Source organism: Bacillus sp. AR2-1, from assembly GCF_008368755.1.
In the GTDB taxonomy this organism is placed as follows: domain Bacteria; phylum Bacillota; class Bacilli; order Bacillales; family Bacillaceae_G; genus Bacillus_A; species Bacillus_A wiedmannii.
The window spans coordinates 83,743-98,392 of the sequence record NZ_QORY01000020.1 but is presented as its reverse complement, the minus strand read 5'-3'; the positions used below and the strand labels follow the sequence as shown (position 1 = coordinate 98,392).

Sequence of the window (14,650 nt, the reverse complement as noted above, 5' to 3'; positions counted from 1 at the left end):
CCTATCCAATGTTATCTCTTTTCTATATTCTCGGCTGACAAATCGGGCAGTAATGCGTTCCTCTTCCGCCAACAACTGTTTTTTCTAATATCGTACCGCAAGTCACACATGGTTCTCCTTTTTTTCCGTATACATTTAGAAGTTCTTGGAATGAGCCAATTTGCCCTTGCGAATTCATATACGTTCGAATTGTACTTCCGCCTCGCTTCACTGCTTCACCTAACGTTGTAACAGTCGCCTCGTAAATTCGTTCAATTTCTTCTGCTGTTAAAGACGAAGCTTCTCGTTCCGGATGAATTTGAGAACGGAATAAAACTTCATCTACATATATATTTCCAAGCCCTACTAAAAGACGCTGGTCTAATAATACGACTTTTATTTTACGATTGGTCTTTTGCAATCTTTCTTGTAAATACTGCGGTGTCAATTCAGCATCAAACGGCTCCGGACCTAAGTCAGCAAGAGGCATTTGATTCAATTCTTCACCTTTCTTAAAGAGATGCATCGTACCAAACTTTCTCACATCTTTATAATGTAATTCAGTTCCATCTGTAAATAAGAAACGGACGTGTGTATGCTTATCAATTGGCTCGTCCTCTTGATGCAGTAAAAACTTACCTTCCATACGTAAATGTGAAACAATAACATAATTCGTTACATATAAAAGCAAAAACTTTCCTCTTCGCTTTATATTTTCAATCTTCTCGCCTCTTAGCATTTCTTTAAAGATTTCTGCATCATCCGGACGTTTTACTATTTTTGGATAAGTAATAATGACATCTTCAATCGTTTTTCCTGTTACAAGATTTTCAAGCGTCCGCCTAACATTTTCAACCTCTGGTAATTCAGGCATTTCATCACTTCCTTATTTTGCGTCGTACCAAGTTGGACCGTAAGAATAATCAACTTTCAGCGGAACCGCAAGTTCAATCGCATGCTCCATTACTTCAGGTACAAGCTTCTCTAATTTTTCAATTTCTTCTTTTGGTGCTTCAAATATCAATTCATCGTGTACTTGCAGAAGTAGACGCGCCTGTAATCCTTCTTCTTCTAGACGGTCTGCCATAATAATCATCGCTTTTTTAATAATATCTGCTGCAGTCCCTTGAATTGGTGTATTCATAGCCGTACGCTCAGCAAAGCTACGTAAATTGAAATTACGACTCGTAATTTCCGGAATATAACGGCGGCGATTTAATAATGTAGCCACATACCCTTTTTGTTTCGCATCTTTTACGATGTCACTCATGTATTCTTGTACACCAGGGAAACTTTCTAAATACTTTTCAATAAATTCCGCTGCTGCTTTTCTTGTAATTCCTAAGTTTTGTGAAAGACCATAATCACTAATACCATATACAATTCCGAAATTGACAGCTTTCGCTTGTCGTCTCATATTCGAAGTTACTTCATCTTTTTCAACGCCAAATACATCCATCGCTGTTTTCGTATGAATATCCATGTCATGTTGGAACGCTTCAACTAGCCCTTTATCATTTGCAATATGAGCTAATACGCGAAGTTCAATTTGTGAATAATCTGCCGCATACATAATCCATCCTTCTTCTGATGGAACAAATGCCTGACGAATCTTTCTTCCTTCTTCTAATCGAATCGGGATATTTTGCAAGTTCGGATCCGTTGAACTTAATCGACCTGTTTGCGTTAATACTTGATTGAAACGAGTATGGATTTTAGATGAATCTTCATGTACAACTTTTAATAAACCTTCAATATAAGTTGAATTTAGTTTCCCTAATTGACGATAATGTAAAATGTTTGGAATGATTTCATGGCGATCCATAAGCTTTTCTAGTACATCTGCTGACGTAGAATAACCTGTTTTCGTCTTTTTAATAACTGGTAAGTTTAAGTTCTCAAACAGAATAACACCAAGCTGCTTCGGTGAATTAATATTAAATTCTGTTCCCGCAAGCTTATAAATTTCCTGTTCCATTTCCTTTAATCTACCTGCAAGTTCTTCTCCCATATTACGAAGACGCTCCGTATCAACTTTTACACCTTTTACTTCCATATCAGCTAATACACGCGCAAGTGGTAATTCTAACTCTGTAAACAGTTCATATTGCTCATTCTTTTGTAACTCTTCAACGAATGTTTGCTTTACATCATATAATACGTGCACTTTACGAGCTACATGCTCCGCTACTACTTCTAGCTCTGGAACAGCACGCTTCGCACCTTTTCCGTAAACTTCTTCATCAGATTTCACAGCATGTGTTTCTTTCATTTTTGCTACAGTACGGAAATCTTTATCCGTATCAGCCGGGTCAAGTAAATAAGCAGCGATTAGTAGATCAAAGTCAATCCCTTGCATATCTATCCCGTTCCATTTAAGTGCAACGATTGCGCGCTTCGCATCAAATGTATACTTTCTCATATCTCCATCTGCAAGCCACTCTTTAAAAGCGTCTGACTTAAGAGCAATTTCTGTTTGAATAAAGTAACAGCCATTTTCATTTTGAATACCAAAACCTTGAATGTCCGCTTTATGATAGTTATCTTCTTGTACTTCAACAATAAGCGCACTATCTTGCACTAGCATTTCTTCTGTAACTTCTTCCACAATATCAAATGTAATATCATCTAATTCAGCTGGAGTCGTTTCTTCTGGCGTAACACCTAATTTATTTAAAAGTGATGTAAATCCTAAATTCTCGAACATTGGAATCACATCACTTGCTTCATACCCTTTATACTCCATATCATCCACATGCACTGTAATCGGCGCATCTGTAATAATAGTTGCAAGATCTTTACTCATAAGAGCTTGGTCTTTATTTGCTTCTAGCTTTTCTTTTAATTTCTTCCCGCTTACTTGATCTATATTTTCATACACTGCCTCGACCGTTTCAAACTGTGTTAACAATTTAATCGCAGTTTTTTCACCAACTCCTGGTACACCTGGAATATTATCTGACTGGTCTCCCATTAAACCTTTCATATCGATAATTTGCTTTGGTGATAAGCTGTATTTCTCAAATAAAGCTTCTTTCGTATATTCATCCACTTCTGTAATCCCTTTGCGTGGAATACATACGAGTGTATTATCTGAAACAAGTTGCAGTAAGTCTTTATCTCCTGAAATAACTTTTACATGAAACCCTTGTTCACTCGCTTCTTTCGCTAACGTCCCCATAATGTCATCCGCTTCATAATTTTCTAATTCATAACGCGGTACGTTGAATGCATCAAGCATCTCACGAATAAACGGGAATTGCTCTGATAATTCAGGTGGAGTCTTTTGACGTCCTCCTTTATACTCACTATACGTTTTATGACGGAATGTCGTTTTACCCGCATCAAACGCTACTAACATATGCGTTGGTTTTTCTTCCTCTAATATTCTCATTAACATCATTGTAAAACCGTAAATTGCGTTCGTATGTATACCTTTGTCGTTATTTAAAAGCGGTAGTGCAAAGAAAGCACGATACGCGATATTGTTACCATCTACTAATACGACCTTTTTTTCCAAACCAGAAACCTCCCCATACAAATTTGAAATGATTTTTTTCACAGAAAAAAAACCGTTCCTTTCCTCTCTCTATATTAACATGACTAATAGAGAGAAGAAAAATAACGGCTATTTTCTATCATATATATAAACGTTTACTAACATAAAAGGGAAGTGACGAGAACAGCATAACTATTCTCGTCCAAAATTACTCCTTGGATGAAGGGGTTTTCATGTATTATATTAACAGACCTTTATTAATATTTAATTAAGCCATTGTTAATATATTGTAAACATCCTTCATCCTATTTTTCAGTTGCTGATTTTGGTAAAACAACTGTAAATGTTGTCCCTTCCCCAACTTCACTATCCACTGTAATCGTACCGTGATGTGCCTCAACTAAATGCTTTACAATCGATAATCCGAGGCCTGTACCACCAGTATTTCTACTTCTCGCTTTATCCACTCGGTAAAAGCGTTCAAAAATACGCGGAATTTCATCTTTACTAATACCAATTCCCGTATCCGATACTTTTATATAAGCATTATATTTATCTTCTACTAATTCTACAGAAACAACGCCTCCAGCCGGCGTATATACGATTGCGTTATTCATTAAATTAATAAAGATTTGCTTCAAACGACTTGGATCTCCAATGACCGAGACTCCTTTTAGCGCATTTACTTGTAAAGAAATTTCTTTTTCTCCTGCTTTGTTATCAAGCACCATATGAATGTCTTCAAGAAGTCCCTTCATATCAACGGTCCCCATACTCAATTTAAATCCTTGTTGCTCAATCTTTGATAAATCTAATAAATCTTCAATTAACCCTTGCATGCGTTCACTTTCTTTTAAAATAATGTGCAAGAAATGTTCGCAGAATTTTTTATTATCCATAGCACCGTCCAAGAGCGTTTCTGAAAAACCTTTAATAGAAGTAATCGGTGTCTTTAGTTCATGAGAAACATTCGCTAAAAAGTCTTTTCTCATTTGTTCTAATTTCTTTAGCTCAGTAATGTCATGGAATACAAGGACAATCCCTTTCCATTCATGGTTCGTCCCGATAATCGGTGCTCCATATACTTCAAAATGCTTTCGCTCAATTCCAAGCGGCAATAACATTTGTTTACGCACTTTCACTTCTGTCATAAAGATTTCTTCCACGAGCTCTATAATTTCTGTATGATGAAACGACTCATAATATAAACGATCTAAATATTCTTCATCTGTTACGTGGAAAGTCTCCTTATAAGAACGGTTTACAAGGTTTATATAACCGCGGCTATCAATTAAAATCATTCCGCTTCCCATATTTTCAATTAACGTATGCAGACGATCTTGTTGCATTTCTTGTTCAAGTGTCATCTCTTGTAAATTACGGGCTAAAATATTAATTGCTTTACTCAGCATTCCCGTTTCATCCGAATGACTTTCATAAGCGCGTGCTTTATAATTTCCCTTCGCTAATTCGATAGCAACTTTCGTAACGGATTCAATTGGCCTAATATATTGCCCTGTAATTTTCATACCTAAAAATACGACTACGAGACAAGCGATAACAAATCCGATAATTAATAATCCCCACGTTTTTTGATGAACAGTTTTCAAAGGTTCAATTGTACTTTTCACTAAAATGTATCCTTGTTTCCCTGCTACATCTTGAACGAATACCGCATGATAAAATTCATTATTCTGATCCGTTTCTTTCGTAATGACTTTGTTTCTTTGTTTTGTTGTTTCAGAAGAAAGTTCTTTAATTATCCCTTGGCTAAATGCAGACTGTTCTCCGCCGCTATATTGAACTTTCTTTTTTTCATCTACAAATGCAATAGAAGCCTGTATTTTTTCTTCTAACTTTTCAAATACATATGGATTTTTTAAAACATTATCAAAACCCTGTTCTTCTGCTAATACCGCAACATACTCTGTCTCTTTTACCATTCTCTCTTTTGCATGATCTATATAGTAGTTTTCAAACACGGTTTCCAGTAATAAACCTAGTCCAACTAAAATAAAAACAATAAGAGAAACAAATGTAAAAAGAAGCCTGGAACGAAATTTATTCATCCCCTTTTGGCTCCTCTAATTTATATCCTAAACCACGTATCGTTTTAATGTACGTCGGTTTTTTCGTATTTTGTTCAATTTTATCGCGCAAATGGCTAATATGAACGTCAACAATTCGTGTATCACCAGCAAAATCATAGTTCCATACAGCACTTAATAATTGATCACGTGTCAACACGCGACTTTTATTTTTCGCAAGATAAACAAGTAGTTCAAATTCTTTTGGTGTTAATTCAAGCTTTCTTCCTTGGAAATAAGCCTCATAAAATTCCGGCAAAATTTTAAGTTCAGCAAGTGTGATGCTCTCTTCATCTGACGCTTCTTTCACTTGTTCTTCTTGTTGTAATTTCGTGCGGCGCAAAATTGCCTTCACACGCGCAACAACTTCCCTTGGGCTAAATGGCTTCGTCATATAATCATCTGCCCCAAGTTCAAGACCTAGCACCTTATCAAATTCATCATCTTTTGCTGTTAACATTAAAATCGGCGTCATAACGCGCTGCAATCGTAATTCTTTACACACTTCCATACCATCCATTTTTGGAAGCATTAAATCTAATATAATTAAATCTGGGCGTTCTGTTGTCGCTTTTTGAAGCGCCATTTCTCCATCCATCGCTGTTATCACTTCAAACCCAGCTTGTTGTAGATTAAATTCAATTAAAGTTAAGATAAATTCCTCATCATCAACTACTAAAATACGATTGTTCATTCTTTTCCTCCAAGTTATAGACTTGAAACCTTCTTCATCCTAGTATTTTCCCCGTTATTCTCATCATACTAGAAAACAAGGTCCCTCTCAATATAATTGTCTATTCATGGAGCTCGTTTCTACTAATGCTTCGAAAATAAAAGCAATTAAAACTTCATTCTCTCTCCCTCTCCGCTATCCAAACTCGGTAGATAAACCTACCTTTTTCAAAGTATTTTTCCGTATGAACCACAAATCCCCTCTCCTGCGCTAGGAAAAACGAAAGAGCATACGCTATTTTATAGTCTAGCGTTTCATATCCATCAAATACTCTTCCATACATTTCATTCGCGACCCCGTCTGCCCACACTTCAGCTTCTCTTATCGTTTCAAAAATAATATCTTCTCTCTTCCACTTCACCTTAAAAACACCCCTTTCATTGACTTCAATTACCAATAAATATATTATTAATTTAAATATATAAATAAATACGATTCAGGAGGCTATTATGCGAGTATTACTACCTATTTTAACTTTAGTAGTAACATGTTTCCTTACTTTTAACGTACCAAGCTGGGATACGATTAAAACAGGTTGTTCAGAATTTGCCGAAGGGTTTAAAGAAGGATTTTTCAACTAAAAATAGCGCTAGCCCCTTATAGTAAGGTATGCTAGCGCTATTCATATTTTCATGTTTTAAAAATTATCTAATGCTTTTTCCATAATAGAAACTGATTTAAAAGGCGGTGTTACTGTTAAGGAACCTTTTACAACCGTTTCTCCTTTTTCATCATGAGCAGATACAAGCATATCAATTGTATGTTCCTCCTCAGAAACAGCCACAACTTCAAAGTGGATTTGTAACGTTTCATAATGGTGAACATGCTTCACGAACGTAAGGTCCTTCCTAGTAATATGACTGCCTGGACCTGGTAAATATTTCGTAACTGCCGTTGTAATCATTCCAGTTAGCATAATGCTTGGTACAATCGGCTTTTCATACGGAGTTTGGGATGCGTAATCATGCTGAATATATAATGGATTGGCATCATTCGTTAACCCTAAGTACAATAACAAATCTTTATCCTCAATTTTTTCAGTGATAGATAATTTCTCTCCTACTGTAATTTCATCCATTCTACGACCAATTTGAACTTTTTTCTTTAACATGTTACAACCCCCTCCGATTTTTTCACCTTATTATCCTACTAATAGCGATACCTTATCCGAAATTTACTATGATGAGGGCAATGTATAGTATAAATCTATAATTTCATTATAGGATACACCAAATGATAGCGTTTTCATATTATTTCAAAAAAACATTTGAATAAATAGTAGAAAAAGATTCGGGGCCCCGAATCTTTTTCTACTTAATATTTAATTATTAAACAAGAACCTTCATTATATTACGTACAGATTCTACAGAGCGATCTAACGCTTCTCTTTCATCTGTAAGAAGTTCTAACTCAATAATTTTTTCAATTCCGTTACCACCTAGAATTACTGGTACGCCTAAGTAAAGGTCGCTATAACCATATTCACCTTCAAGGTACGCAATAGCTGGTAATACACGGCGTTGATCTTTTAAGATTGCTTCTGTCATTTCAACTAAAGAAGCAGCTGGTGCGTAATATGCACTACCGTTTCCTAATAAGCCTACAATCTCGCCGCCACCTTTACGGGTACGTTCTACGATTGCTTCTAAACGCTCTTTCGGAATTAACGTTTCTAACGGAATGCCACCTGCATAAGAATAACGTACAAGAGGTACCATATCGTCACCGTGTCCACCAAGAACAAATCCTGTAATATCTTTCACAGAAAGATTTAATTCTTGTGCAATAAATGTACGGAAACGAGCTGTATCTAATACGCCCGATTGACCGATAACACGCTCTTTCGGGAATCCTGCTTCTTTAAATACAGAATATGTCATTGCATCAACTGGATTTGTTAACACAACAATAATCGCATTTGGTGAATGTTTTGCAATGTCGCGCGTAATACTTTTCATAATTTTAGAGTTTGTTGCTACTAAGTCATCACGGCTCATACCAGGCTTACGTGCAATACCTGCTGTAATAACGACAACGTCAGAATCAGCAGTATCTGCGTAATCAGATGTTCCAATAATGTTAGCATCAAAACCTTGTACTGGGCTCGCTTCTAACATATCTAACGCTTTCCCTTTTGTTGGATTTTCCAGTTGTGGAATGTCCACTAATACAACATCTGCAAGTTCTTTTTGTGCTAATAAGAATGCTGTTGTTGCTCCTGTAAATCCTGCACCGATGACTGAAACTTTCTTGCGTTTGATTGTCATAATTTACCCCCCGCTTTAATTATGCGTTTTTGATTATCGCTACATCCATGTTTTTAATAAGTTCATTAGCGAACTCAGAACATTTCACTTCTGTTGCACCTTCCATTAAGCGTGCGAAATCATAAGTTACTACTTTTGAAGCAATTGTTTTCTCAACTGAATCAGTTACTAATTTCGCAGCTTCGTTCCATCCTAAGTGCTCTAATAATAATACACCAGAAAGAAGAACTGAAGATGGGTTTACTTTGTCTAAACCTGCATATTTTGGAGCTGTACCATGTGTAGCTTCAAAGATAGCATGTCCAGTCACATAGTTAATGTTTGCACCAGGTGCAATACCAATTCCACCTACTTGTGCAGCAAGTGCATCAGAGATGTAGTCTCCGTTTAAGTTCATTGTTGCAACAACATCGAACTCACGTGGACGAGTTAAAATCTGTTGTAAGAAGATGTCTGCAATAGAATCTTTTACGATGATTTTCCCAGCCACTTCAGCGTCTGCCATCGCTTTATTCGCTGCATCTTTACCATCTTTCTCAACGATACGATCATATTCAGCCCAAGTAAATACTTTATCGCCGAATTCTTGTTCCGCTACTTCGTAACCCCAGTTTTTGAAAGCACCTTCTGTAAATTTCATAATGTTTCCTTTATGAACTAATGTAACAGAAGAACGTTTTTCGTTAATTGCATATTGAATTGCAGCACGAACAAGACGCTTTGTCCCTTCTTCTGAGATTGGTTTAATACCAATACCAGATGTTTCTGGGAAGCGAATTTTATTAACACCCATTGCTTCTTTTAAGAAAGCAAGGACTTTTTCTGCTTCCGGAGATCCTTGTGCATATTCAATTCCAGCATAAATGTCTTCTGTATTCTCACGGAAAATAACCATATCAGTATCTTCCGGACGTTTTACAGGTGAAGGAACACCATCAAAATAACGAACTGGACGTAGACATACATATAAATCTAATTCTTGACGAAGTGCTACGTTTAGAGAACGAATACCACCGCCAACTGGAGTTGTAAGTGGACCTTTAATCGCGATTAAATATTCACGGATTAAATTTAAAGTTTCTTCTGGTAACCACTCGCCTGTTTGGTTGAATGCTTTTTCCCCTGCAAGCACTTCTTTCCAAACGATTTTCTTCTCACCATCATAAGCTTTTTCAACTGCTGCTTCTAGTACACGAGATGCAGCTGCCCAAATATCAGGACCAATTCCATCTCCTTCGATAAATGGAATAATCGGATTGTTTGGTACATTCATAACACCATTAGTTACAGTAATTTTTTCACCTGTCGTCAATGTGATAACCCCCATGTTTGAAATTTCATATGTATGAAACTGAGGGAATAACCCCTCAGTTCAAACCGTTATTTAAATTAAAATATTCTAATCATTACGTCTTTCCGAAAAAATCAGACTTTTGAAAGCGTATTTTCACTATCAAAATAGTGTTTTTCGCTTATCGTTGTGCAATTGGAACGTACACTTGATGTGTTGGTCCATTATAATCAGCACGCGGACGGATTAAACGGTTGTTTTCATATTGTTCTAGAATATGAGCTAACCAGCCTGACATACGGCTAATTGCAAAAATAGGTGTAAATAAGTCATGGTCAATTCCTAAACAATGGTATACAGAAGCTGAATAGAAATCAACATTTGGTGGAAGACCTTTTTCTTTTGTTACAATGTCTTCAATTTTGATAGACATATTATACCATTTGTCTTCTCCTAAAAGCACGCATAATCTCTTAGACATTTCGCGTAAATGTTTTGCACGCGGATCACCCTGCTCATATACACGGTGGCCAAAGCCCATGATTTTTACTTTATTTTGAAGAGCATTATGGATATATGATTCTACATTTTCTTCTTCGCCAATTTCAGTTAGCATCTTCATTACATTTTCGTTTGCCCCGCCGTGAAGAGGACCTTTTAACGCACCGATTGCTGCTGTAATACCAGAATATACATCTGAAAGTGTAGCTACACAAACGCGTGCAGTAAATGTAGAAGCGTTTAACTCATGATCTGCGTGAAGTACAAGTGCCTTATCAAAAGCTTCAATTTCGACTTCATTTGGCTCGCGATCATTTAACATGTACAAGAAGTTTGCAGCTAATGATAAATCGTTTCTAGGCTCAACAACATCTAAACCTTTACGAATTCTTGCATAAGCAGCAACTAAAGTTCCCACTTGAGCCTGCAATTTAACCGCTTTCAAATAATTGGAGTTTTCATCCATAATTTCAGCACTCTCATCGTATAATGATAGCATGGAAATTGCAGTTCGTAAAACAGACATCGGATGTGCGATTTTTAAATCTACTTGTTTCAAATATGTTAAAATCTCACCTGGAACTTTATAGTATTCCGATACAATCTCTTTAAATTTCGCTAGTTCTTGTTCATTAGGAAGCTTGCGATGCCATAATAAGTACACTACTTCTTCAAATGTAGCATTCTCAGCTAAATCATCAATATTATACCCAACATAAGTTAATGTATCATCAATAATAGAGCTCACAGATGATGTTGTTGCTACTACCCCTTCTAAACCTCGAATAACAGTCATGACATTCTCTCCTTTTCCTGAAAATTCTCCCAACCTTGCTCCTTATATCTATTTGCTTCCCTTTTGAATTATGAACGCCCGTTCACTCTTTAGGCAAGCAAAATGCACGATCATGCAAATTTGTTGCGATGTTCCCCTCTTATTGTCCATTGTTTACATGGAAAGCATGAGCGTGAATGTCTCCCCGAATCCTCACGCTCAAAACAACAAGTTAGTGAGGAAAATTAATCCCGAAGAGTTTTATGATAAAAACAACATAAAACAATATCATTATAAAATTGTTTTATGTTGTTTTTATTTTATCTGGTGTAAAGTCTCTGCTGTTATGTAACTTTTCAAAGTTTCTAATCCTATTATAAACAATTATCTGACTTTTGTGAACAGAAAGAATTCAAAAATTTTATATTACTATAAAATTCCTTATTTAAACATCTGTATAATACTCATAACTGCATAGGCAATTCCAGCCCCAATTAATGGACCTACAGCAACTCCATTAAATAAAGCAACCGCTATAATTGTCCCGAAAACGAGCGCAGTTGTAATATGAGGATCCGTCGTCAATAATTGCACGCCGCCTTTCGCTAACAAAGCAACCGCTACCCCTGAGGCTAAAGCAATCCATGCATAATACGATTTCGCCGCTTCTCCAAGTTGTTTAAAACCTATTTCCCCCGTTGCAATCGGTACGAGTACTGCTATTGTAATAACCGTTACACCGAGGTTAATCCCTTTCGTTTGTAGATAAGGAAAGACTTTATCTCCTAGAAACGTAAATTTCAATAAAAATAACACACCAATAGCTACAGTAAGCGATTGGTTTTTAGCAACAAGTCCTATAATAAGTAGTATGAATAAAAATAACGTTGACTGACTAATCATGTTTACACTTCCTTTCTGAAAATAATGAACTCATTTCCAAACAAAAATACCTTTAAACCTATCGTTATACATGCTATATCGATGTATATTCAACAATAACCACTTCATTTTTTATGTATTTTAAAATGCTAAACTGAGACTTTCATCATCAAAAATTTAAGCCTATATACATTTTTGAAAACGATTGTCTCTCCTTTCTTTTCTAATAAGAAACAGGTAAAATAAAAAGAAGAGAAAATGAAGTTTTTACCATATAGTAGAAGCATCAACACCAAGCTTTTACAGTCACTCATGTACTGAAAAAGCAGGAAAAATCCATCATTCCACTATAACATAAAGTGAAACTTTAATCAGTGCAGCACACTCGTTATAAGTTGAACGAATTAGGATAATCCAAATTGGAATGGGAGGTATACATCTTTGAACCGAAACTTACTATATATGATATTGCGACTCATATTTGTCATTGTAGCAACGGTAGCCGGGTTCTATGCATTACTATATATGTCAGGACTTATCTATCCTTTTATTATCGCTTTCGCATTTGCTTATTTGATTAATCCCGTCGTCAATTTCCTTAATCAAAAACTACAATTTCCTCGCGCACTAGCAGTACTCGTTAGCTTAATTCTCGTATTCGGAGCTATCGTCGGACTCGTTACATATCTTGTAACGGAAGCAATATCGGCCACAACATACTTACTACAACTTGTTACAGTAAAGTTCCCGGATATCGTTAAATTCGCAGAGCAATTTGCACTTAATCATATTATGCCTCTCTATGATGATTTAATTTCTAAATTTAATCATCTTGGGGAACCACAGCGCTATACGATTACACAAAACATTCAAAACTTAGGAACCGAAGCAACGACGCAAATGAAAGAACTTTTAACTGCTATTATAAGCGGGTTAACAAATTTCATTAGTGCATTACCAACCACTTTAACTGTCCTTGTATTCGTTTTATTAGCCACTTTCTTCATTAGTTACGATTGGCATCGTCTTGCTCAGAAAGTAAGAAAATTTTTGCCAAATCGTGTTCATGGCTATGGAAAAACTATTTTTGTCGACTTAAGAAAAGCTTTATTTGGTTTTGTTAAAGCGCAACTTACACTCGTATCTATGACAACTGTTATTGTACTAATCGGACTTTTAATATTACGCGTACCATACGCCATTACTATCGCGATTATTACAGGGGTTGTAGATTTACTCCCGTATTTAGGAACAGGTGCCGTCTTCGTTCCTTGGGTTATATACGTATTTTTCACTGGCGATACTGCTTTCGCCATCGGTCTTCTCATCTTATACATCGTCGTGATTGTCCAAAGACAAATTATGGAGCCTAAAGTACTTTCATCTAATATCGGCCTCGATCCATTAGCAACACTGATCGCTCTATTTGTCGGCTTTAAGCTTTTTGGCTTTTTAGGATTAATCATCGGTCCAGTCATCTTAGTACTACTTAATACATTGCACAAAGCTCGTGTATTCCATGATTTGTGGAAATATATTAAAGGCTCACCTTCAAAATAATAGTTTCTAATTCATATACAACAAAAAACTTATATGTAATCAGTGGGAATTTCCCACTGATTATTCCTTATACTTGTTTTTCACACTCATTACATAAAACAAGAGAATTTCCCACAAAAAGGATAATACTCTTGTTTTTTTGCATAGAAAACGCATATTCTGAGGTATTTTTACATATTTATTCTATTATTTTTATAATTATTACTTACTTTTATTACTTTTTATGTAAATGAATAAATATGCAAAATGGTATAAAATAAGACTTAAACTAACATTTTTCCTGTTCGTATCTAACTTTTCCATACCAATTGATTCTTTTTATATACAAAAACCAGCTTGAGTTCATATGAATTTCCCTACAACACACTCATTAAGAACTACCTCCATATCCAATCGAAAAATACATAGCAAATATAATAAGGCAAAACTATGATCAGTAAGGATTTTGTCCACCACCGATTATTAACTTTCACCAACCGGACTTGTATGAGCAGTCTGATTTCCACTTAACTCCTTCGCATTCACCACATTTTAAGGCATGATACAGCAAAACTTTAATCAACAGAACTTCATCCATCTCTCATCCTTTTGCGGGCAAAAAAATAGTGCTTAGATCGCTATAATCTAAGCACTATTTCTGCACAATAATAGTAGAACTCTTTCTGAACTTCCATTCCATCCACTTCATAACAAATGGCTTCAACAAAGCCCTCGTCATAGGGATAACGAAGATCAAACCTATTATATCCGTTACGTATCCAGGAAGTACCAAAAGAATACCTCCTACAAAGATAAAAATACCATCCAGTACCGCTCCTCCTGGCATTTCTCCTCTATTCAACTTAGATTGAATCTCTCTAAGCACTTTAAATCCTTGTCTTTTCGCTAAATAGACACCTACAACACCCGTAAATACAATCATAGCGAACGTAGACCATAAACCTATTACATGACTCGATCCAATTAAGACTGTAATCTCAATCGCCGGTATTAAAATAAACAAGAATAGTAACCACTTCATAGTTCTACACTCCTCTCACTCATCACTTTAAACGAACCCAGAGCGTCCGTATACG

At 35.9% G+C, this 14,650-nt stretch carries 13 protein-coding genes; 2 read left to right on the top strand and 11 right to left on the bottom strand.

Features of this window, described 5'->3' with window-relative positions; translation table 11 throughout:
- Nucleotides 1-22 precede the first annotated feature (22 nt).
- The 5 genes from mutM to DT250_RS23270 all read right to left on the bottom strand — a co-directional run bounded on the left by mutM (nucleotide 23) and on the right by DT250_RS23270 (nucleotide 6,659).
- Entirely contained in the window at nucleotides 23-853 is an 831-nt protein-coding gene (gene mutM / locus DT250_RS23290) for a DNA-formamidopyrimidine glycosylase (protein ID WP_087985380.1), read from the bottom strand.
- 12 nt (nucleotides 854-865) lie between these two features.
- Nucleotides 866-3,499, bottom strand: a complete 2,634-nt coding sequence (gene polA / locus DT250_RS23285; protein WP_149213762.1) for a DNA polymerase I — start codon at nucleotides 3,497-3,499, stop codon at nucleotides 866-868.
- A 284-nt stretch (nucleotides 3,500-3,783) separates the two neighbouring features.
- Nucleotides 3,784-5,547 carry a sensory box histidine kinase PhoR gene (gene phoR, locus DT250_RS23280; RefSeq protein ID WP_098145505.1) on the bottom strand — a complete coding sequence of 588 codons (1,764 nt, stop codon included), beginning with the start codon at nucleotides 5,545-5,547 and terminating at the stop codon, nucleotides 3,784-3,786.
- Nucleotides 5,540-6,259, bottom strand: coding sequence for a two-component system response regulator PhoP (gene phoP / locus DT250_RS23275; RefSeq protein WP_001065223.1), 720 nt, complete (start codon nucleotides 6,257-6,259; stop codon nucleotides 5,540-5,542). The genes phoR and phoP overlap by 8 nt, the downstream gene beginning before the upstream one ends.
- Before the next feature lie 154 nt (nucleotides 6,260-6,413).
- Nucleotides 6,414-6,659, bottom strand: coding sequence for a hypothetical protein (locus tag DT250_RS23270; RefSeq protein ID WP_149213761.1), 246 nt, complete (start codon nucleotides 6,657-6,659; stop codon nucleotides 6,414-6,416).
- Between the two features lie 88 nt (nucleotides 6,660-6,747).
- Here DT250_RS23270 and DT250_RS32355 point away from each other — a divergent pair, with 88 nt between their 5' ends.
- Nucleotides 6,748-6,879, top strand: coding sequence for a hypothetical protein (locus DT250_RS32355; protein ID WP_001265022.1), 132 nt, complete (start codon nucleotides 6,748-6,750; stop codon nucleotides 6,877-6,879).
- 56 nt (nucleotides 6,880-6,935) lie between these two features.
- Here DT250_RS32355 and DT250_RS23265 read toward each other — a convergent pair whose 3' ends face one another.
- The 5 genes from DT250_RS23265 to DT250_RS23240 form a co-directional block, all read right to left on the bottom strand.
- Nucleotides 6,936-7,409, bottom strand: coding sequence for a MaoC family dehydratase (locus tag DT250_RS23265; protein ID WP_000914190.1), 474 nt, complete (start codon nucleotides 7,407-7,409; stop codon nucleotides 6,936-6,938).
- 217 nt (nucleotides 7,410-7,626) lie between these two features.
- Nucleotides 7,627-8,565, bottom strand: coding sequence for a malate dehydrogenase (gene mdh, locus DT250_RS23260; RefSeq protein ID WP_088609290.1), 939 nt, complete (start codon nucleotides 8,563-8,565; stop codon nucleotides 7,627-7,629).
- A 19-nt stretch (nucleotides 8,566-8,584) separates the two neighbouring features.
- Nucleotides 8,585-9,877, bottom strand: coding sequence for an NADP-dependent isocitrate dehydrogenase (gene icd, locus DT250_RS23255; protein WP_000206896.1), 1,293 nt, complete (start codon nucleotides 9,875-9,877; stop codon nucleotides 8,585-8,587).
- A gap of 160 nt (nucleotides 9,878-10,037) precedes the next feature.
- Entirely contained in the window at nucleotides 10,038-11,186 is a 1,149-nt protein-coding gene (gene citZ / locus DT250_RS23250) for a citrate synthase (RefSeq protein ID WP_000503659.1), read from the bottom strand.
- Between the two features lie 387 nt (nucleotides 11,187-11,573).
- On the bottom strand, nucleotides 11,574-12,035 hold the full coding sequence (locus DT250_RS23240; RefSeq protein ID WP_000625511.1) for a DUF441 domain-containing protein: 462 nt from the start codon (nucleotides 12,033-12,035) through the stop codon (nucleotides 11,574-11,576).
- Nucleotides 12,036-12,455: 420 nt separating this feature from the next.
- On the opposite strand from DT250_RS23240, the gene ytvI reads away from it, so the two are divergent.
- Nucleotides 12,456-13,574 carry a sporulation integral membrane protein YtvI gene (gene ytvI, locus DT250_RS23235; protein WP_001081380.1) on the top strand — a complete coding sequence of 373 codons (1,119 nt, stop codon included), beginning with the start codon at nucleotides 12,456-12,458 and terminating at the stop codon, nucleotides 13,572-13,574.
- A 631-nt stretch (nucleotides 13,575-14,205) separates the two neighbouring features.
- Here the strand turns inward: ytvI and DT250_RS23230 are convergent.
- Nucleotides 14,206-14,595: an FxsA family protein gene (locus tag DT250_RS23230; RefSeq protein ID WP_048544357.1), complete on the bottom strand. Its 390-nt coding sequence runs from the start codon at nucleotides 14,593-14,595 to the stop codon at nucleotides 14,206-14,208.
- Between the last annotated feature and the right edge of the window lie 55 nt (nucleotides 14,596-14,650).

Excerpts from the sequence above, each read along its gene's own strand:
- mutM (WP_087985380.1), bottom strand. The coding sequence starts at position 853 with ATGCCTGAATTACCAGAGGTTGAAAATGTTAGGCGGACGCTTGAAAAT.
- phoR (WP_098145505.1), bottom strand. The coding sequence starts at position 5,547 with ATGAATAAATTTCGTTCCAGGCTTCTTTTTACATTTGTTTCTCTTATT.
- phoP (WP_001065223.1), bottom strand. The coding sequence starts at position 6,259 with ATGAACAATCGTATTTTAGTAGTTGATGATGAGGAATTTATCTTAACT.
- DT250_RS32355 (WP_001265022.1), top strand. The coding sequence starts at position 6,748 with ATGCGAGTATTACTACCTATTTTAACTTTAGTAGTAACATGTTTCCTT.
- DT250_RS23265 (WP_000914190.1), bottom strand. The coding sequence starts at position 7,409 with ATGTTAAAGAAAAAAGTTCAAATTGGTCGTAGAATGGATGAAATTACA.
- mdh (WP_088609290.1), bottom strand. The coding sequence starts at position 8,565 with ATGACAATCAAACGCAAGAAAGTTTCAGTCATCGGTGCAGGATTTACA.
- DT250_RS23240 (WP_000625511.1), bottom strand. The coding sequence starts at position 12,035 with ATGATTAGTCAGTCAACGTTATTTTTATTCATACTACTTATTATAGGA.
- DT250_RS23230 (WP_048544357.1), bottom strand. The coding sequence starts at position 14,595 with ATGAAGTGGTTACTATTCTTGTTTATTTTAATACCGGCGATTGAGATT.